Genomic DNA, 20,224 nt, shown 5'->3' on the forward strand with positions numbered 1-20,224 from the left:
GCATCCATACACCGGCTTAGACAACTTAGCCAACAGACCACCATACGCACATGAAAATTGTAGCCGACCGCAATATTCCCTATATAGCCGATGCAGTCCGCCCTCTCGGAGAAGTAGTGCTCCTGCCGGGCGATGCCATCTCGGCTGAGACTGTAAAAGATGCCGACATTATTCTTACACGCACACGCACACGCTGCAACGCCTCGCTGCTCGGCAGGTCCACGTGCTCGTTCATCGGTACAGCTACAATCGGCACCGACCACATTGACCTCGACTATTGCCGCGAGCGGGGCATCACGGTGGCAAACGCTCCAGGCTGCAATGCTCCGGCAGTGGCACAATACGTGCTTTCAGCCATCAGAGCGTTTCTGCCCCCCGAAGAAGCGCTTGCCGGAAAAAGGCTTGGCATAATCGGAGTGGGCAACGTCGGCACTATACTCAACCGCTGGGCCTTAGGCCTCGGCATGACCACAATCCTCAACGACCCCCCACGTCAGGAAAACGGCGACACAACCTACATCTACAGCACCCTTGAGGAAATCGCTGCAGAAAGTGATTTCATCTCGATCCACACACCATATTCCAAGACCGGACCCCACTCCACTCGCCATCTGCTGAATTCGGAATTCCTCTCAGCCGTGAGACGGCGGCCACTGATCATAAATGCCGCCCGCGGACCAGTGGCCGACACGCAGGCGCTCAAGACCGCCCTCAGCCGGAATCTCATATCAGGAGTGGCCATCGACTGCTGGGAAAACGAGCCTGACATTGACCTCGAACTGCTTTCAGAAGCATTCGTAGCCACACCGCATATTGCAGGCTATTCCAACGAAGGAAAGATCAGAGCCACCCGCATGGTGCTCGATGCCCTTGCCGGCCATCTGCAGGACCATTTCGGTCTTGACATCACAGCCGAGACCCTATCAGCCGGACTTCCGGCAATAGGCCCCATACCGGAGACAATCACCGAACAGCAGCTCGGCTATGACATCAATGCCGACCACATAGCCCGCAATCTGCCCACTCCCGATGCCGCCGTAAGCAGATATTTCGAATCTCTGCGCAACAACTACAGTCTCCGGCCGGAACCTCACATCTGAGACTCCGGCCCCACACGTTTTTCCAGACCTCTTTTCGGTCCGGACCATGCCAAAATTCGGTTTAAATTCGGTTTAAATTTGGTTTAAATTTACAGAAACTTCCTGAAAACAAGTAAAAACCGGTTCATAACAAAGCCGTAAAACCAACTCCCCGGATGTTATAATACAATAGCACCGGAGGACCTTGCTTATGAAACAGATTCTTACCATACTCATGATATTCTGCGCCCTTGCCGCAGGCGCAGCAGGCAAAACCCCAAAAAGGAGCAAAGCAAAAAAGGCCAGAACCACCAAAGTTGTCTCGGCCCCAGCCGTGCCGCGTCCGGCCCGCGAAGCGTTTGTCACACGTGTGGACGCACCGTCTGTCAAAAAAGGGCTTGCCGGCAAGAACATAGCCCTCTGGCAAAGCCACGGCCGATATTTCGACCAGAATGAAGAGCGATGGATGTGGCAGCGCGCACGGCTCATGGGCACGGTAGAAGACCTGTATCCCCAGGCCTACGTGCTCCCCTACCTCATCCCGATGCTCGAAAATGCCGGGGCCTATGTGATGACTCCGCGCGAACGTGACACCTCGACTCAGGAAATAATCGTCGACATGGACGGAGGCTTCGCTCAGAAGGACTATAACGAGAAAAACGGACAACAGAAATGGACAGCCGCTGCCGGCATCAAAGGTTTCGGATATAAGAAAGAGATATTGGAAACCGGCGACAATCCCTTCCGCATGGGCTCTGTCCGCGAAGTGACCACCGTCACCGACCCGGCCAAAGCATCCACGGCATCCTGGTATGCCGATTTCCCCAAAGGCGGCAACTATGCGCTCTACATCAGCTATGCCTCGCTCCCAAACAGCGCCCGCGACGCGCGCTACACCGTGAACTCTCTCGCCGGAAGCGAGGAGTTTGACGTGAACCAGCGCATCGGCGGAGGCACATGGGTCTATCTCGGCACCTTCCCCTTTGCGGCAGGCAAAAGCGACACCCCGGTGGTGGAACTCTCAAACGTCTCGACCGAAAGCGGCAAGGTGGTCACGGCCGATGCCGTCAAGATAGGCGGCGGCATGGGCAATGTCAGCCGCTCGGCTGCAGGCGGCGAGCCTGTGGTTAGCACCTATCCGCGTTTCACCGAAGGCGCGCGCTACTGGATGCAGTGGGCCGGTGTCCCTTCGTCGGTCTATAGCATCACCAACGGCGAAAACGACTATGAGGACGACTACAAGAGCCGCGCCCTCTGGGCCAACTACCTTGCCGGAGGCTCATCGCAGCTTCCGGGAGAGAAAGGCCTCGGAATTCCCGTTGACCTCTCGTTTGCATTCCATACCGACGCCGGCACCACATCTGACCCCGGCGAGACTGTGGGCACGATGCCTATTGTCTACACCAAGGGCGCCCGCCTGGGAAGCGGCGAGGCCCGCACCACCTCACGCCGCTATGCCGACATTGTAACCGATCAGATTGTCAGCGACATCCAGACCCTCTACGAGCCGACATGGACCCGCCGCAAGCTGCGCGACAAACCCTATCGTGAGGTGATGGACACCAAAGTGCCCGCAATGCTGATCGAGCTTATGAGCCATCAGAACTTCGCCGACATGCGCTATGGCCTCGACCCCACATTCCGTTTCACCGTCAGCAGAGCCATCTATAAAGGCATTCTGAAATACCTCCATGAAAAAGACGGTGTGCCCTACGTGGTAGAGCCACTGCCCGTCAGCCATTTCCGCATCGCGGGAAGCGGAGGCGAATATCTTCTCACCTGGCAGGGTGTCGATGATCCTCTGGAGCCCTCGGCCAAACCCACATACTATATTGTCTATGAACGTATTGACAACGGAGCCTTCACCGAACTGGCCGTGACTGACGATCCGCAGCTCACGGTCCGCGTCAAGGATGACCGCATCTACAGCTACAAGGTTGTCGCGGCCAATGACGGAGGCATCAGCTTCCCCTCCGAGATTCTATCACTGTGCGACACCGGCACCGACAGACCTCAGGTGCTGATTGTCAACGGCTTCACCCGCATCTCAGGCCCGGCCGAAGTCTATGCCTCAGGCCGCGTAGGCTTCGACTATGAGGAAGACCACGGAGTGCCCTACATCAGCGACATCCACTTCACCGGCCTCCAGACCGAATTCCGCCCCGGAGTAGAATGGACATCCAATGACTCTCCCGGCCACGGCGCCAGCCGCGCGACCCATGAGACCGAAGTCTTCGCCGGCAACACCTTTGACTTCGTCTATGTCCACGGCACCGCCATACGCGCCGCCGGCCACTCCTTCATCTCGGCCGGAGTCGACGCCTTTGTCGACAACATGCCCGAAGCCCGCATCATCGACCTCATACTCGGCAAGCAGAAAGAAATCACCGTAGGCACCTCGCAGGAACGCAAGTTCAAACCCTTCACCGACGAACTCAAGCAACGCCTGAGCCAATTCTGCGACGCCGGCGGCTCACTCTTCGTGTCGGGCAGCTACATAGGCAGCGACCTCTTTGACAACCGCCACTCCATAGGCTCGCAGCGGGTAGCCGACGGACAATTCGGCCACTCGGTGCTCGGCCTCCAGTGGCGTCAGGCAAAAGCCACAGTCACAGGCAAAGTCCGCGAAGTCAAATCGAAATACGCCGAATTCCATCCGGGCCTCTCGTTCACCTTCCGTCAGCAGCTCAACGCCGACTGCTACGCCGTGGAATCGCCTGAATCATTCAGCCCCATCGACCCGTCGAACGGCTCCGCCATACTGCGCTACACCGAAAACGACTACATAGCCGGCGTGGCCTTCGACCCCGGCACCCACCGCGCCGTGACCCTCGGCTTCCCCTTCGAGACCATCACCGGCAGCTACGAGCGTGACGCGCTTATGAAACAGATCCTCGACTTCTTCACCGCCCCTGAAGGCGTGCATCCCGGCGCACGCCCCAAAGTGCAGCCGGAAACCATCATAGGCCACGAACCACCCACCACACCGACGCAGACCCGCACCCCGCGCAACCTGCGCCCACGCGAAGCAGCTGAACTCGCCGAAAACACCGAAGCCCGCAAACCCCGCAAAGGCCCCGCCCGCCAAGCCTAAGGCCGCCCAACAGCCCTTTTCACATACCGGAGAGTCTATTTTCAATCAAAGACCGGGATTCATTGCGGTTTATCGGGGGAAATTTACGAACTTTGCAGTGAGGCGAGGTGTGTGGCTGTCACACTCTGATTTCAAGCGCCTTTCTGTAAAAATCATGAAATCCCGTTTTTCAACCAAAACCATGAAGGATCTGGCCGCTCAGGCCGGCCGGAGTCCGATATTCATACATCTGTCAGACGATGACGTGACCTTTGTAAACGGCGGTGACCACAGACTGATACAGGTGCTCCGCGAGACCGGTGCGGCAATGGTGTATTCCGACTTCCTTACACCTGCCGACGGCGGCGATCCTTTGCCCCATCGGCTGATCGACTGCCAGTTCGGGGCAATACGCGATGATTTCGACTTCGGCCGGGTCGTGGCTGTTGACCCCGCCATGATGCGCCGTGCGGTGGAGGATATGACCGACGATTTCGAGGCTGCCGGCTGGTATGACCTGCGCCTGCGCCTCTCGCGTCTCGGCAGGATTGTGCACGTCCCGGAGACTCTCTACATGGCTTCGCCCAAGGCATCAGTCTGCGCCGATGAGGGAGAAGAGCAGTTCCGCTACGTGGACCCGCGCAACCGCAGTTCGCAGATCGAGATGGAAAAAGCCGCCACGGCCCATCTCAAGGCCCTCGGCGCTCTGGTGACACCCGCCGGAATCACGCGCCCGGACCTCGATGAAGGCTCCTTCCCGACAGAGGCTTCGGTGATCATCCCCGTGCGCAACCGCCACCGCACCATAGCCGATGCCGTCAGGAGCGCTCTGGCTCAGCAGACATCATTCCCGTTCAACGTCATTGTGATAGACAACCGCAGCACCGACGGCACATCAGAGATTCTTGCCGAAATCGCGGCCTCAGACCCGCGTCTTAAGATCATAAGCACCGCCCCGGCTCCCGCGCCGGCTCCGGGCATAGGCGGATGCTGGAACCTCGGCATCAACAGCCCCGACTGCGGACGTTTCGCCGTGCAGCTCGACAGCGATGACATCTACAGCCGCCCCGACACTCTTGAAATGATCGTCGGCAAGTTCCGCGAGACCGGTGCGGCAATGGTCATCGGCTCTTATATGCTCACCGACTTTAAGGGCAATCCGCTGCCCCCCGGACTGATAGACCATGCGGAATGGACCGATGACAACGGGCCCAACAACGCCCTGCGCATCAACGGCCTCGGCGCGCCGAGGGCTTTCTTCACCCCCGTGGCCCGCGAGATAGGCTTTCCGGATGTCAGCTACGGCGAAGACTACTCGATGGGGCTTGCCGTCAGCCGCCGCTACCCGATAGGGCGCATCTATGAACCTCTCTACTCATGCCGCCGCTGGGAAGGCAACTCCGACCACGCCCTCAGCCCTGAGCGCATCAACGCCAACAACACCTACAAGGACCGTATGCGCACCCTCGAACTCATCTCACGCCAGAAGCTTAACCATGAATCCTGAAAGTTTCTTCCGGTCTGAACTTGCGGCGTGGCCTCTAGCTGCTGAAAACTTCCGCAATCTTGAAAAGGCATCGTCCCAGGCAGTAAGCCTGACTGACAGCGAGCCGTGGAGAATCCGCAAGCTCCTTGTCAGCCACCGGCGCGCCTCCATCACAGCCAAGACAGACCCGCAGAGCATAGCCGCCCGACCCTGCTTCCTCTGCGAGGCCAACCGGCCGCCGGAACAGAGCGCCATCACCGGCCACGGCTTTCAGACTCTTGTCAACCCCTATCCCCTCGCCCGGCGGCACTACACCATAGCATCCGCGCGCCATGGACCGCAGCGCATCAGCGGACACCTGCAGGAGATGGCCCGGCTCACGCGTGAATTCCGCGACCTATGCGTCTTCTACAACGGTCCGCTCTGCGGAGCCTCCGCTCCTGACCATCTGCACTTCCAGGCTATCTCTACGGAGGTTGCCGCCGGTCTGACCGATCCGAGACTGCCTCTGGAGACTATTGACCCGTCAGACGGATGCAAACTGCTGCGCAGCGTCTGCGGCGCGGTCCCCTATCCGTTCTTCATCATTGATTCCACAGACACAGCCGCCATTGTCCGCTGCGCCGACCTGCTGCTCGACTCGCTGCCGCAGGCTGAGCCGGAACCGATGGTCAACGTGGCTATGGTGATGCTCCCCGACGGCAGACTCCGCACATTCATAGCCCCGCGCCGCCGCCACCGCCCGGCTGTCTACGGCTCCGGACCCGGTAAGATGCTCATAAGCCCCGCCACAATCGAAATGCTCGGCACCATAGTCTGCTCACGCCCTGAAGACTTCGAGAGGCTCGACCTTGCCACCGCCACCGCCATACTGAGCGAAGTCAGCCTCGACGAACAGCAATTCGCCGCCACAATTCACCGCTACCAACAACTCAACACCCCACAGCAATAATGCCCCAGGAACCACGAGTCAGAGTCGGCATCCTCTCAGCCCCGACCATAAGTTTCACCCTCACCGGTCTCTACTCCACGCCCTCAGGCGAGATGGTCACCGGGCGTCAGGAAGTAAGCCTCAGCGAATCAGGCCTCGCCGTCAGCTGGAACGGCCGCGTCAGCCAGTCGCTCGAATTCGAACCCACCTCCTATGCAGGCGACAGTTTCGAACTCGAAGGAGTGACCATCGGAGTAGATTTCCATTGGGAGCGCAAAGAAAACCAGCGCTTCCGCGGAGCCTTGCGCGTGATAGTTGAAAACGGCAGACTAACGGCCGTCAACGAAGTCAATGTCGAAGACTATCTTGTCAGCGTCATCTCAAGCGAAATGAGCTCCACCTCCTCGCTGGAACTGCTGAGGGCACATGCCGTGATCTCGCGCGGATGGGTGCTGTCAATGATGTCACGAGGCAAGGAGCCCATCCCTCCGGCCGACCGCCGCCCCGATGTCAGAGCCCTGAATCCCGGACCCTCGCTCATCAGATACTGGGACCGCGAAGACCATCTCAATTTCGACGTCTGCGCCGACGACCACTGCCAGCGCTATCAGGGCATCAGCCGTGTCTCTACCCCTGTGGCCGCCGGAGCCGTGGCCGACACCCGCGGCATGGTCCTCACCTTCGACGGCGAGCTCTGCGACACCCGCTTCTCTAAATGCTGCGGCGGAGTCTTCGAAGTCTTCGAGACATGCTGGAATGACACTCCGCGCCCCTATCTCCAGCCCCGGCGCGACGGCGTAGACCCGACTGACTTCCCCGACCTTACAGTGGAAGAAAACGCCGTCAGCTGGATACTCGGCAAGCCGGAAGCCTTCTGCAACACCACCGACCGGCGAGTGCTCTCACAGGTGCTCAACGGCTATGACCGCGAGACTCCCGATTTCTACCGCTGGACAGAGACACTGCCGCAGGAAAAAATTGCACGCCTCGTGGCCGACCGTCTCGGCGAAGATCTCGGCCGCATACTGAGTCTGACGCCCCTGACCCGCGGCACCTCCGGACGAATCCGTGAACTGAAAATCACCGGCACAAAGGGAGAACGCATCATAGGCAAGGAACTGATGATACGCCGCACTCTCTCTGACAGCCATCTCTACAGCTCGGCCTTTGTGGTCGAGCCTTTGGCTCCGGAAGCCGACGGCACCCCTTCAGGCTTCACTCTCCACGGAGCCGGATGGGGCCACGGCGCAGGCCTGTGTCAGATCGGAGCCGCTATCATGGGCGAACGCGGCTATGGCTACTCCGAAATCCTCGCCCGCTACTACCCCGGCTCAACCCTCACAAAACTATATTAGAACAGTGTTTAGCAACACTTTGCTTATAAATATCGGTTAATTTTGAAGAGCTACTTAAGATTTAGAGGGTGTTTCATAACAATTGCTCTTCTGCATATGCCACGTTAATTTTACCTCTTAACAGAACAGACCATGAAAAGAATCGTCACTTGCCTTTTTGCCGGAGCGGCGGCCGCTGTCGCAGCAGCTGCTTTGCCCGAAGTATGGCCAGCCGCCGGAGCGGAGGTCTCGCCAGACACACGCCTCACCATCTGTTTCCCCTCTACGCCGACCCTCGGCACCTCCGGGGTGATACGCATCTTTGATGCCGCGACAGACGCTCAGGTAGACTCGCTGGACCTCTCGATACCTGCCGGCCCGACTGAAAAGACCAAACTCCCCAAAGCTCCATACACCCTTGAGCCTTACAACTATCACACTCCGCGCCTGACCAACGCCACCTGTGAGCCGGGCACTCCATCGGGCACTGCCGCACGCGACACTTCGCGCTATCAGCTGACAATAATAGGCGGATTCACTGACGGATTCCACTTCTATCCCGTGATGCTATCGGGCAACACCGCTGAGATATATCCTCACCACAACCTGCTCGAATACGGACGCGAGTACTATGTCACCGTCCCGGCATCAGCCTTCACCCTTGCCAAAGGAAAGTTCAAGGGTATAAGCAAGAAAGACGGTTGGAAATTCAGGACACGGCCCGAAGCACCCGCTCAGGAGCATCGGCAGCTGACCGTGGCCCGCGACGGTTCAGGCGACTTCCTCACCCTCCAGGGCGCCCTCGACCATGTGCCTGACTTCAGCGCCGAACCGTGGAAGATTTTCATCAAGAACGGAGACTATGAGGAGCTGGTCTACTTCCGCAACAAGACCAACCTCACCATCGAAGGGGAGAGCCGCGAGGGGGTCTATGTCCACTATCCCAACAATGAGGTGTTCAATCCCCACCCCGCTGATGTCAGCACCAACGAGTGGCTCGGCACTTTCCCCTCACGCCGCGCCGCATTTGCCGCAGACCACTGCTCAGACCTCACGCTCAGGAATTTCACCGTGGCCACCACTGTCACAGGTCAGGCCGAAGGCCTCCTGCTCAACGGCAACCGCATATATCTCGAAGACATGATCATCAGAGGTTCCGGCGATGCGCTGCAGTCCAACGGCCCGGCATACTTCAGAAACTGCCGGCTCGAAGGTCATGGCGACACCGTGCTCGGCCGTGGTCCGGCATACTTCAAGAACTGCACCATCGTCACCTCCGGCCCGTTTGCCTACATACGCAACGGATCTTCCTGCCACGGTGACGTCTTTGTGGACTGCACGATGATAGGCAAGGGCGACAAGGCGGTCTTTGCCCGGACCAACGGCACCTATCCCAACGCCGAGTTTGTGCTCATCGACTGCCGCCTCGACGGCATCCGTCCTGAGGGATGGAGTGGTCTTGAGAAAGATGGCAACACCTACGTGCGCTATTGGGAGGCCGGATCGGTCAACCTCTCAGACGGCAAGCCAGCCGACACCTCGCGCCGCGCCCCCGGCTCGCGTGTGCTCGACCCCGTGAAAGACAAGGCCCTTATAGAACTCTACCGCAACCCCGCATGGGTGCTCGGCGGATGGGACCCCATGAAGAAGTGAGATCCAGCATCACACCTCAAAAGAGAATTCAGATGAAGAATCCGATGAATTTTAAGATTTTATCACTCTGAATATTTCGATCTTACAGGCGAAAAGGCTATATTTGTGGTTTAAAATCATTCGCTTGAACGTCAGGCGGTGGATTTTTGAGTATTGACCACAGTGTTTTCACAGCGGGGAATACATATACCTTGATATCTCTTTAACCGAACAATATAATTTTTCAACCAAATCATATTTTTTCACATCTAAATCATGAAACTTAAAAGTCTTTCAGCCTACGCGGTAGGCTTGTTTGTGGGTCTCGCCCAGATGACAAGCGCCACCGCCCAGACCACTGACTACAGTTCCTACTACAAGAATCTCCCCATCAACCAGCCTCAGGTCTCGGCCCCGGTGATTCCGGCCTATGAGATCAAGATCACTGACTTCGGCGGTGTCAACGATGGTGTCACTCTCAACACCGAAGCCTTCGCCAAAGCAATGGCCCACCTCGCCTCCAAGGGCGGCGGCCGCCTCGTGGTTCCGGAAGGAATCTGGTACACCGGCCCGATTGCATTTGAAAACAACGTCGAACTTCATCTCGAACGCGGCGCGCTGGTGCTTTTCAGCGAAAACCTCGCCGACTATCCCGCAGTAGCCTCTGACTGGGAAGGTCTCACGACTCACCGCGCCACATCTCCCCTCTCGGCCCGCGGCAAACATGACATCGCAATCACCGGCGACGGCACTTTCAACGGCAACGGCCAGAAATGGCGCCCTGTAAAGAGAGGCAAAATGACTGACAACCAGTGGAAAGCGCTCCTGAAGAGCGGCTGCGTCAACGCCAAGGGCGATGTGTGGTTTCCCAACGAACGCATCCGCGAGGTCTATGAAAACAAGGCACTCCAGGCCAAGGTGCACCACGGTGACAAAGAAACCGTTGACTATGCCCATGACTTCCTCCGCCCGGTGCTCCTCTCGTTCATCGACTGCAAGAATGTGCTACTCAAAGATGCCACATTCGAAAACTCTCCCGCCTGGAACCTTCACCCGCTCCTGTGCGAGAATCTGATTGTAGACAACATCAACGTCCGCAACCCCTGGTATGCGCAGAACGGTGACGGCATCGACATCGAGTCGTGCAACAAGGTGCTCGTCATCAACAGCCGCTTCGATGTGGGCGACGACGCCATCTGCATCAAATCAGGCAAGGACAAGGACGGCCGCGAACGTGGCATTCCCTGCCGCGACGTAGTGATAGAAGGCTGCACTGTCTATCACGGCCACGGCGGCTTCGTGATCGGCTCTGAAATGTCTGGCGGCTGCAAAGACATTGTGATCCGCAACAGCGTGTTCATCGGCACCGACGTGGGCCTGCGTTTCAAATCTACCCGCGGTCGCGGCGGCGTGGTCGAAAACATATATGTGGACAATATCAAGATGACCGACATTGCCGGCGAGGCTCTGATCTTCGACATGTACTACGGCATCAAGCCGGGCGCTCCTGTTCCTCCGGTGACAGAAGAGACCCCCTCGTTCCGCAACATCTACATCAAAGACGTGACCTGCCGCTCGGCCAAACGCGCGGCGCTCTTCAACGGTCTGCCTGAGATGCCGATGAAAAACGTGGTCATCACCGACTCCCGTTTCCGTGCCGACGCAGGCTTCCTGCTCAACCACGTGGACGGCCTGACGCTCGACAATGTCACAGTAGATGTGGCCGGCGACAAGATCACCGAAGGCGAGGGTGTCAAGAATGTAAAAATCAAAAAGTGACCACAAGCACTACCCGACTTTGAAAAGCAATCCGAAACAACCGAACGTGAGTCGGAATCCCTGGACGTGGATTCCGACTCTCTATTTTGCCCAAGGGCTCCCCTACGTTGCCGTGATGACTATTTCGGTGATCATGTACAAACGTCTGGGCATTTCCAACACCGACATAGCCCTCTATACCGGATGGCTCTACCTGCCGTGGGTCATCAAGCCCTTCTGGAGTCCCTTTGTTGACATCATCAGCACCAAACGGCGCTGGACTCTCACCATGCAGTGGCTCATAGCCGCCGCTTTTGCCGGCATAGCCTTCGCGCTTCCCACTCCGCTGTGGTTCTCTCTGACACTGGCCGTGTTCTGGATGGTAGGATTCACCTCCGCCACCCACGACATAGCTGCTGACGGCTACTATATGCTTGCTCTGAGCGAACACCAGCAGTCGCTCTACGTGGGCATACGCTCCACGTTCTACCGTGTGGCCACCGTAGTGGGCCAGGGGCTGCTCGTCATCATAGCCGGAGCGCTTGAAACCGCCACCGGTGACATTCCGCTCTCATGGGCCATAGTCTTCGCCATACTGTCGCTGCTCTTCCTCGGTTTCGCCCTCTACCACTCATGGGCCATGCCCAAGGTGGAAAGCAAGGCCGGAAAACTGCGCTCGGCTTCTGATGTGTGGCGTGAATTTGTCGATGTCTTCACCGAATTCTTCAGAAAGAAGCAGGTCGGGGTGGCAATTATCTTCATGCTCCTCTACCGCCTGCCTGAGGCCCAGCTGGTCAAGCTCATCAACCCCTTCCTCCTCGACCCTGCGGAGGCCGGAGGGCTCGGTCTGAGCACCGCGCAGGTCGGGGTGGTCTACGGCACTGTGGGAATCATCGGGCTCACACTCGGCGGCATCGTTGGCGGCATCGTGGCCGCGCGCCGCGGACTCGGCTTCTGGCTGCGCCCTATGGCATGGAGCATGTCGCTCACCTGCCTGACATTCGTGTATCTCAGTTTCGCCACAGACGCTCCGCTGGCGGTTGTCAACATCTGTGTCTCCATCGAGCAGTTCGGCTACGGCTTCGGCTTCACGGCCTATATGCTCTATCTGATCTACTTCTCCGAAGGGCGTCACCGCACGGCCCACTACAGTATCTGCACCGGATTCATGGCCCTCGGCATGATGCTTCCGGGCATGGCCGCCGGTTGGATTCAGGAGGCAGTTGGCTACCAGAACTTCTTCATCTGGACTATGATCTGCTGTCTGGCCACTATCGGCGTCACATATCTTATCAGGATCGACCCTTCATTCGGGGTGAAGAAATAGCGGCAGACGTTGCCGGAGGGTATCAGACACCCCGCGCCGGAGACAATACAAAACAGACATCCACCCTTGTTGCCGCACAAAGCGGTTTCCAGGGGTGGATGTCTGTTTTTATGCGGTCCTGCAAAGGGGATGCAGGAGCTATTCCGGAGTGGGATATCAGCCGATCTTGATGCCAGAGAAGCCCATGAAAGCCATAGCCAGAAGGCCGGCGCAGATCATGGCGATGGGCACTCCGCGCATTGCCTTGGGAACAGAGGTCCAGGCAAGCTGTTCGCGGATGCCGGCGAAGATGGCTATAGCCATTGTGAATCCTACGGCGGTTGCGAGGGCATAGACGATGCTTTCGCCGAGATTCATGCCTTTCTGCACCACTGTGATGGCCACGCCGAGCACGGCACAGTTGGTGGTGATGAGCGGCAGGAAGACTCCGAGGGCGCTGTAGAGCACCGGAGCGATCTTCTTGAGGATGATCTCAAGCATCTGCACGAGGGCTGCGATCACGAGGATGAAGACGATAGTCTGCATGAAGCCAAGGCCGAAGGGGTTGAGGACGAGGTCCTGAAGTGCCCAGGTGATGGCTGTGGCGAGAAGCATCACGAATGTCACCGCCGCACCCATGCCTACCGCGCTCGACAGTTTGCGCGAAACTCCGATAAACGGACAGATGCCGAGGAACTGGGCAAAGACAATGTTGTTGACAAAGATTGCCGTTATTATGATGGAAATATATTCGAGCATTTCGTTATTCTGTTAAAATAAGGTGGATGAGAGTAGAGATAGTGTGTGGAGGTGGATTAACACTTGGCTGATCTGAGCTTGGTAAAGAGAGCGATGAGCAGGCCGAGGGCGATGAACGCGCCGGGGGCGAGCACGAAGACAAGCGAGCCGAACTGTTCGGGATAGACGGTGAGATCAAACACCTTGCCGGTGCCGAGGAGTTCGCGGACGGCGCCGAGGATGGTGAGAGCCACAGTGAATCCGAGTCCGATGCCGATGCCGTCGAGACAGCTGTCAAGCACCCCGTGGCGCGAGGCGAAGGCTTCGGCGCGGCCGAGCACGATACAGTTAACCACGATCAGAGGGATGAAGATGCCGAGAGTGGCGTAGAGCGAGGGCACGTAGGCTTCCATCACGAGCTGGAGCACCGACACGAAGGCGGCGATCACGACGATGTAGGCAGGGATTCGCACCTTGGAGGGCACGAAGTTTTTGATCAGAGAGATTACCACGTTGGAGCAGATGAGCACTGCCATTGTGGCGAGCCCCATGCTCATGCCGTTGATGGCGCTGCCGGTGGTGCCAAGCGTGGGACACATGCCAAGCATCAGCACGAAGGTGGGGTTTTCGGCGATGATACCGTTGAAAAGTATTTTAAGTTTATCGTTCATGGCTTGGAGTCGGTTTTATTGGCGGTCAGCGAATTGTTTTGAGGCTTTGTCGGCAAGGGTGAGCGCGCGCAGGAATGCGCGTGACGAGATGGTGGCTGCGGTGATGGCATCGACATCGCCACCGTCTTTGCTGACCGTGAGGTTCGAAGTGGCGGCATTGAGACCGATGATGCTGTGGGCGGGGTTGCAGAACCACTCTCCCATCTTCGATCCGAGGCCTGGGGTCTCGGCATGCTGCATCACGGCATAGCCGGTGATGTCACCTGAGGGGTTGAAGCCATACATCACTGTGATGAGGCCTGAGAAGCCGTTTGTGTCGTGGCTTTCAACCGCGAGGCCAACGAGCTCGCCGTCCTGACGGGCGGGGAACACGGTTACGGTCTCGCCGTCTACGGTTACTTCCGCGGCTTCCTCGGCGGGATTATTGTTGAAGCTGATCTCAGGAAGCACCTGGCCTATCGCGGCTTTCTGCTTTGCGGTCTTTGCTTCTTCGATGGGCTGCTTGGTGGCGGTGTAGACTCCGGCAAGCGCGCCAGCGGCCACTATCGTGATGACGCCCAGAGAGAGCACCATGTTTACGAGTGTAGATTTCATGCTGCTACCCTCCCTTCTCCGAACTTGCGGGGTTTGAGATAACGGTTGATGAGCGGGGTGAGACCGTTCATGATAAGGATTGCGAATGATACGCCTTCAGGATATGCGCCCCACTGGCGGATTACCACGGTGATGATGCCGATCATGACTCCGTAGAGTATCATGCCTGAGTGGCTCATCGGCGAGGTTACGTAGTCAGTGGCCATGAAGATTGCACCGAGCATCAGACCGCCGGTGACGAGCTGGACTCCGGGGTTCACTCCGATGCAGAGCGAGAAGAGGGCTACGGTGGCGAGGATCGACACGGGGATGTGCCAGGTGATGGTGCGTGTGCACAGAAGATATATAAATCCGATCAGGAGTGCGATGGCACCCATTTCGCCCATCGAGCCGCCGGTGAATCCGAGGGCATGGGTGAGGATATCGACGTCAGCGCCGCTGATCTGGTCCATTTTGAGCTGGCCGAGGGTTGTTGCACCAGTTGTTGCATCGAGATATGCCATGCGGTTTTCCATAGGCAGCGGCCAGGTGGTCATCTGCACTGGGAATGAGAGCAGGAGGAACACACGGCCTACGAGGGCGGGGTTGAAGATGTTGCAGCCGAGGCCGCCGAAGGTCATCTTGCCGATGCCGATTGCGATCACGCAGCCGATCAGCACTGTCCAGATCGGGAGGTTAGACGGGAGGTTGAGTGCGAGCAGAAGGCCTGTGAGCACGGCTGAAAGATTGCCGATAGAGGGTTTCTCGCCAAGCATGTAGCGCGAGATGAGATATTCGACTACGACACATCCTGCGATAGATGTGGCTATCACTACTGCTGCTCCAAGACCGAAACAATAGAGAGCGAGGGCTACGGCCGGCAGCAGGGCTACGATGACGTTAAGCATCAGCCTGCGCACCGTCACCGGCGTGTGCGCATGAGGGGACGGGGAAATGGTGATTAGTTGGCTCATTAAGTTTTGTAATTGGTATTAGTGGTGCAAAATTAATAATTTTTCAGTTAATGAGCAAAATGAAAAATTTTTAAGCAGCGGGAAGGTTGGGAGAATTGGGAGAGTTGGGAGAATTGGGAGAGTTGGGAGCTTTGGGAGAGGTGGGGGAATTAGACCAATGAGATCAAACCTCCAGTAGAATCAAAAAAAGCTTCCCGGCCTTTTGAGGGGTCGGGAAGCTTGCTATAAGGGGGATCTTTTCAGATCTTGTCAGCGGGATTAATACCAACGGGGGTCGCCGACGCGGTTCTGATAGATTTCAGAAGCCTGCACTTTGGGATCAGAGCTGCGGACTTTGAGTGCTTCAAAGATGTTGTCAGGAGCAGCGTGGTCTTCCTTATGAGGTTTGGCCTTGTCGAAGGTGGTGTGCTTCGGGTTCGGGTTCTGGAAGAATTCATCGGCGCGGAGAGGAGTTGAGCCGGTCTTGACAATGAGATCATTGGCATTTCCTGATACGAGACCGGGAGTCCAGTTCCACTTGTCACCTACGGAGTTCTTCTTGGCAGAGAATGCCGCTGAAGTGAAGATACCGTCATCTTTCATGTGGGCGTCACGGCTGCCGAGAGAGTAGTTGCCGCTGATATCCCAGGTAACACGGCCTTCGCCTGCAACGTTGCGGAAGTCACATGCCGACTGGTTGAGGTCACGCTTGTCATTCGGATCGGCTGCAAGAACAATGAGGTTGTTCTTGAATGCGATTCTCGAATCATTAGGCATATAGCGGAACTCGAAAAGCATACGGCCTGAAGAACGGGTAGAGAAGTTGATGAAGGTACAGTTCTCAATTGTGATGTTGAAGTGGATGTCACTGCCCCAGAGGAGGTCTTTGTTGTTGTCAGAGAGGAGGGCGTGACGGGGCGAATCGTAGAATGTGCAACGACGCATCTGGAAGTCATTGTAGAGGTTTGACTTCACATGTTTACCGTCACCTGCAAACCAGGAGTAGCCACGGCCGTTGTTGTCGTAATAACCCTGATTGTAGAAGAGACAGTCTTCAATGAGAATCTTCTTGAAGAACTTGTAGCGGGGGCCCTGAACGCGGAAGAAGCCACGGGTGAAGCCCTGGAATGTACAGTTCTTGAGCTGGAATGACTCGAAGGTCACTGCGAGACCGCCTGAGTACATGTTGGCGAAGTAGTTGCCGGTAGCGCTGCCGTCACCGAAGTTGCGGGCGAGCGGACACTGGAAATCGATACCTTCGAAGATAACATCGCTGATTTCGATAGGAGCGTCAACGTCACCTGCCTCCTTGTTCTTGCCGAGCACCCAGTTGCCGGTCACGGGGTTGCCGCCCTTGAGAGCGATACCGCCGAGATAAACCACGGCGCGCTTGCCTTCGGCGAGGTCATCGGGATGAGTTGCGAGGGTGAAGCCTTTCTGGACGAGCGGGTTGCCAGAAGTGTAGTAGTTGTGACCGCCACGGAGGTAGAACACCTGGCCTTCAGCAAGTTCGTTGGAGTTAACGAAGTTGGTGATGATGGTGTCGATACGGGTAGCGTTGTATTCAACAGCACCAGGGATGGTGTCATTGGGGTCAACGATCGGTTCGATAAGGATAGGAGCTGCGGGATCACCTTTGGTGCGGACGAACATCGGGTTGAAGTTGGCGTCAACATCAGAAGTAACCATCTGGCCTGACATGTTCTCATAAGAGATGATCTTGTCATCGTTGCGGAGATAGATGTAGTAGCCTGAGTTTTCAGACAGACCGGTCAGACGGATTTCGCCATTTTTCTTTTCATCATCTGTAAGGACATGCACACCGTTTACGAAACCGTCAGGCATCTGAGCTTCGGGGTTGAAGGGGGCGGGCTTGACCACGATTGAGGAAACAACGAAGTTGTTATTTGCATCAACCGGGAAGCGGGTTGTGATGCAGTCGGGGTTAGGGGTGCCGTCTTCAAGAGTTTCCAGAAGGTCTGATCTGTCATAGTCACTCGGATCATATGCAAGCTTGTAGAGGACGGTCACAGCAGTGTAGTCCTTGTCTTTCTGGCTGCAGATGGCAGGACGGGTATAGGATTTGTCGGTAGGGATTTCGCAAAAATCTTCCCATTCGCGGCCGCCGCCGAGACCATACCACTCCGAGTGGTGGCCTTCGCCCTTGGGCGAAAGCACTCGGATGATGAAACGATAGTTGGTACCGTAGTTAAGATTGTGGATCTCACAAGAGGTCTGTTCAGGACCTACGATAAACGACTCTACAATTTTTGTGGGATCGCTCCAGTCTTCCATAAGACCGGTAGTGAGGTTTTCAGCATAGCGGATCTCATAGCCTGCCGCACCGCTGATGCCATACCAGTGGAGCTGGACAGAGTTGCGGGTGCCCGGTATGAGTTTTGATGAATATTCATCATTCTCAGGCTTGACGTTTGTAGTGTTCTCACTACGGAACATCGTTCTGGGCATGCGGTCAAGATCAGACGGCGAATATACCGAATCATCATCCTTACATGATGTCATGCCTGCGGCAATACACAGTGTAAGGGCATATATGAATTTTTTCATTTTTCTGTTTAATTATTCAGGTTAAGAATTCGTGTAACCATACTTGTTTTCGTAACGGCCATGCGAACGGTCGATGACAGACTGAGGAATGGGAAGAATGTAACGTATAACCGGAAGGTTTGTGCGGTTGGGGAATGTAGCGAGGTCACGAGAGTCCATGCTCCATGTTCCGTTGTTGTTGATCATGATCACACCGTCGGCACCGTTTTCATCACCACCTTCCACAACCATGTAGATGTAGCCGCGGAGCGAGTTGCGGAGTTCGTTGCGGATCTGACCTTCTTTCGACCATTCGATGATGTCCTGGCGAACGTTGTTCAAGCCGAGGTTATTGACTTCAGACGAAGACATCTGTCGGTAGGGGTTGATGATGCGGCAGACTTTGACATCCTGGTTGGGGAAGACACTCTTTTCATAGATGGGCTTCTCAATACCATCTACAGTCATGATGTTGTCGACGTCACGGACATTGTAGATAGTGAAGGGCACATTTTCATATGCTTCGTCATTTCCGTCAAAGTCATAGGCTGCAACGGCAGAGAGATAAGAAGATGTGGACTCAGAAGCTTCTGCAAGAGCGATGTAGCGGTAGAAAGTCCAGTAGACAGTCTCTGACAGGAGATCGTGACGGACAAGGTCGCGCCAACGCATGTTCTCGCCTGCGAATTCAAACTTACGTTCGTCAAGCACAGCCTTGCGGAAGTCCTCTTCAGAAGTACGGCTTGCGATGTAAGGCTCTACAAGTTCCGGATTGTTGGGGAATGCGCGCTTACGTACCTGAGCGAGGGCATCGATAGCCTTGGCTCCGTTCGGGCCGCTGACACCGTGCTCGGTCTCGTTGACTGCTTCTGCATACATAAGGAGAACATCGGTATAACGCATGAAGGGGAAGTTGATACCGGTGTTTTCGGTGGTCTGATTACCGAGGCCACCGGTCACCCAAAGTTTCGACCATTTGCCGTTTGAAACAGTGTAGTTGTTGTCAAACATGGCTTCTCCAGCGGGTGCGTCATATTTGGTGAGCTGATTGACATAATCACGACGAACGTCGTTTTCGTTGAACATGTAGCGGTACACACCGTTGAGGCGAACATCAGATTTGGCTTCACCGTAGGGGTGGGGAGTCTCGCTCTGATAAGAATCGAGCTTAACGCCGTGAGAATAGCCAACCTTGCCGTTTGCAGTCTTGGCGAAGGGGATCTCCCAGATAACATCGTCACCTGAAGCGGGAAGGAAGTTACATTCGTCGAGGAACACCTGATAGAAAGGCTTTGCAAGCTTGTGTTTCTGCGAATCAATCACCTTGGCTGCATATTCCTTGGCGATTTCATAATATTCGGTGTAACGGGTGCCGTTCATGCGTTCCATCTTGCCGTAGGTGTTGCCGTCGGGGCGGAGAGTGTAGCCTGCGGCAGTCTGGGCGATACGGGCTATCATCGACCAGGCCATTTCCTTTGAGATGCGTTCAACACCGTCAGGAAGTTCATCGGCGAATTTCATGTTTTCAGAAATTTCTTTCAGGTCTTTGATAAGTTCGTCGAGAATCTCGGCACGGTCTTTGATGGGATAGATCTTATCTTCAGCGGTGCGGGTGGAGTTGAAAGAGAAGGGCACATCGCCGAACATCCAGATAAGGTCGTGGTAAACGATGGCACGGGCCACCTTGGCCTCACCGATCATCTGGAGGATGTCTTCATCATATTCATCTTCACCGATCTTGTAGAGGTCTGAAGATTCGGCACCTTCCACAAAGAGGTTAGTGAGTTCGATGGTGGCATACTGCTGCTTCCAGGTAGAAGCGATGTTACCGCCCATCGGATTGCCGTCATAACGGCTCCAGTTGGAGCCGGTCAGTGTGCGGCCTGAGTTAGTCTTGAAGTCTACGTCAGTATTCATGACGTAGGTTGAGTAGATCTTGTCGCCATAGGTGTCGGCGCTCAACATGGCTTTGTAGATGCCGTTGAGAGCATTGTTCATCTCGGTTTTGTCAGAGAAGACGTAGCCCATTTCATTCTTTGAGGGAGCATCCACTTCCAGAAAGTCGGAGCATGATGCCAGGGCCACAGCCGAGAGACTTGCTATGAATATATTGCGAAATTTCATTGTGTATATTCCGTAATTG

The 20,224-nt window shown here is 56.1% G+C and carries 14 protein-coding genes; 8 read left to right on the forward strand and 6 right to left on the reverse strand.

Annotated elements, in window-relative coordinates; translation table 11 throughout:
- The first annotated feature begins 50 nt into the window (after window positions 1–50).
- The 8 genes from C5O23_RS06345 (at window position 51) to C5O23_RS06380 (ending at window position 12,620) form a co-directional block, all read left to right on the forward strand.
- Complete coding sequence (locus tag C5O23_RS06345) at window positions 51–1,100, forward strand: 4-phosphoerythronate dehydrogenase (RefSeq protein ID WP_107032115.1); 1,050 nt, start codon at window positions 51–53, stop codon at window positions 1,098–1,100.
- A gap of 190 nt (window positions 1,101–1,290) precedes the next feature.
- Entirely contained in the window at window positions 1,291–4,173 is a 2,883-nt protein-coding gene (locus C5O23_RS06350) for a golvesin C-terminal-like domain-containing protein (protein WP_107032116.1), read from the forward strand.
- A gap of 154 nt (window positions 4,174–4,327) precedes the next feature.
- A complete protein-coding gene (locus C5O23_RS06355) occupies window positions 4,328–5,659 on the forward strand; it encodes a glycosyltransferase family 2 protein (RefSeq protein ID WP_107032117.1) in 1,332 nt (443 codons plus the stop codon).
- A complete protein-coding gene (locus C5O23_RS06360; RefSeq protein WP_161553563.1) occupies window positions 5,649–6,590 on the forward strand; it encodes a DUF4922 domain-containing protein in 942 nt (313 codons plus the stop codon). Before C5O23_RS06355 ends, C5O23_RS06360 begins: the two co-directional genes overlap by 11 nt.
- Window positions 6,590–7,924 carry a SpoIID/LytB domain-containing protein gene (locus C5O23_RS06365; RefSeq protein WP_107032119.1) on the forward strand — a complete coding sequence of 445 codons (1,335 nt, stop codon included), beginning with the start codon at window positions 6,590–6,592 and terminating at the stop codon, window positions 7,922–7,924. The genes C5O23_RS06360 and C5O23_RS06365 overlap by 1 nt, the downstream gene beginning before the upstream one ends.
- A 132-nt stretch (window positions 7,925–8,056) precedes the next feature.
- Entirely contained in the window at window positions 8,057–9,556 is a 1,500-nt protein-coding gene (locus tag C5O23_RS06370) for a pectinesterase family protein (RefSeq protein WP_107032120.1), read from the forward strand.
- 255 nt (window positions 9,557–9,811) lie between these two features.
- Window positions 9,812–11,314, forward strand: a complete 1,503-nt coding sequence (locus C5O23_RS06375; RefSeq protein ID WP_107032121.1) for a glycoside hydrolase family 28 protein — start codon at window positions 9,812–9,814, stop codon at window positions 11,312–11,314.
- 19 nt (window positions 11,315–11,333) lie between these two features.
- Complete coding sequence (locus tag C5O23_RS06380; RefSeq protein WP_304511064.1) at window positions 11,334–12,620, forward strand: MFS transporter; 1,287 nt, start codon at window positions 11,334–11,336, stop codon at window positions 12,618–12,620.
- A gap of 156 nt (window positions 12,621–12,776) precedes the next feature.
- Here the strand turns inward: C5O23_RS06380 and C5O23_RS06385 are convergent, their stop codons facing one another.
- The 6 genes from C5O23_RS06385 to C5O23_RS06410 all read right to left on the reverse strand — a co-directional run bounded on the left by C5O23_RS06385 (window position 12,777) and on the right by C5O23_RS06410 (window position 20,205).
- Window positions 12,777–13,358 (reverse strand): electron transport complex protein RnfA, encoded by a 582-nt coding sequence (locus C5O23_RS06385; protein WP_107032122.1) that lies wholly within the window; start codon window positions 13,356–13,358, stop codon window positions 12,777–12,779.
- A 56-nt stretch (window positions 13,359–13,414) separates the two neighbouring features.
- Complete coding sequence (rsxE, locus tag C5O23_RS06390) at window positions 13,415–14,008, reverse strand: electron transport complex subunit RsxE (RefSeq protein ID WP_107032123.1); 594 nt, start codon at window positions 14,006–14,008, stop codon at window positions 13,415–13,417.
- Window positions 14,009–14,023: 15 nt separating this feature from the next.
- Entirely contained in the window at window positions 14,024–14,602 is a 579-nt protein-coding gene (locus C5O23_RS06395) for an RnfABCDGE type electron transport complex subunit G (protein ID WP_107032124.1), read from the reverse strand.
- The gene (locus tag C5O23_RS06400) at window positions 14,599–15,555 is read right to left on the reverse strand and encodes an RnfABCDGE type electron transport complex subunit D (protein ID WP_107032125.1); all 957 of its coding nucleotides are present in this window, start codon (window positions 15,553–15,555) and stop codon (window positions 14,599–14,601) included. The genes C5O23_RS06395 and C5O23_RS06400 overlap by 4 nt, the downstream gene beginning before the upstream one ends.
- Before the next feature lie 258 nt (window positions 15,556–15,813).
- On the reverse strand, window positions 15,814–18,102 hold the full coding sequence (locus C5O23_RS06405; RefSeq protein ID WP_107032126.1) for a fibronectin type III domain-containing protein: 2,289 nt from the start codon (window positions 18,100–18,102) through the stop codon (window positions 15,814–15,816).
- Between the two features lie 21 nt (window positions 18,103–18,123).
- Window positions 18,124–20,205: a RagB/SusD family nutrient uptake outer membrane protein gene (locus tag C5O23_RS06410; RefSeq protein WP_107032127.1), complete on the reverse strand. Its 2,082-nt coding sequence runs from the start codon at window positions 20,203–20,205 to the stop codon at window positions 18,124–18,126.
- Between the last annotated feature and the right edge of the window lie 19 nt (window positions 20,206–20,224).

Origin of the sequence: Duncaniella muris (assembly GCF_003024805.1) — a bacterium.
GTDB classification, from domain to species: Bacteria; Bacteroidota; Bacteroidia; order Bacteroidales; family Muribaculaceae; genus Duncaniella; species Duncaniella muris.

Excerpts from the sequence above, each read along its gene's own strand:
- C5O23_RS06405 (WP_107032126.1), bottom strand. The coding sequence starts at position 18,102 with ATGAAAAAATTCATATATGCCCTTACACTGTGTATTGCCGCAGGCATG.
- C5O23_RS06365 (WP_107032119.1), top strand. The coding sequence starts at position 6,590 with ATGCCCCAGGAACCACGAGTCAGAGTCGGCATCCTCTCAGCCCCGACC.
- C5O23_RS06350 (WP_107032116.1), top strand. The coding sequence starts at position 1,291 with ATGAAACAGATTCTTACCATACTCATGATATTCTGCGCCCTTGCCGCA.
- C5O23_RS06370 (WP_107032120.1), top strand. The coding sequence starts at position 8,057 with ATGAAAAGAATCGTCACTTGCCTTTTTGCCGGAGCGGCGGCCGCTGTC.
- C5O23_RS06400 (WP_107032125.1), bottom strand. The coding sequence starts at position 15,555 with ATGAGCCAACTAATCACCATTTCCCCGTCCCCTCATGCGCACACGCCG.
- C5O23_RS06360 (WP_161553563.1), top strand. The coding sequence starts at position 5,649 with ATGAATCCTGAAAGTTTCTTCCGGTCTGAACTTGCGGCGTGGCCTCTA.
- C5O23_RS06375 (WP_107032121.1), top strand. The coding sequence starts at position 9,812 with ATGAAACTTAAAAGTCTTTCAGCCTACGCGGTAGGCTTGTTTGTGGGT.
- C5O23_RS06385 (WP_107032122.1), bottom strand. The coding sequence starts at position 13,358 with ATGCTCGAATATATTTCCATCATAATAACGGCAATCTTTGTCAACAAC.
- C5O23_RS06345 (WP_107032115.1), top strand. The coding sequence starts at position 51 with ATGAAAATTGTAGCCGACCGCAATATTCCCTATATAGCCGATGCAGTC.
- C5O23_RS06410 (WP_107032127.1), bottom strand. The coding sequence starts at position 20,205 with ATGAAATTTCGCAATATATTCATAGCAAGTCTCTCGGCTGTGGCCCTG.
- C5O23_RS06395 (WP_107032124.1), bottom strand. The coding sequence starts at position 14,602 with ATGAAATCTACACTCGTAAACATGGTGCTCTCTCTGGGCGTCATCACG.
- rsxE (WP_107032123.1), bottom strand. The coding sequence starts at position 14,008 with ATGAACGATAAACTTAAAATACTTTTCAACGGTATCATCGCCGAAAAC.
- C5O23_RS06355 (WP_107032117.1), top strand. The coding sequence starts at position 4,328 with ATGAAATCCCGTTTTTCAACCAAAACCATGAAGGATCTGGCCGCTCAG.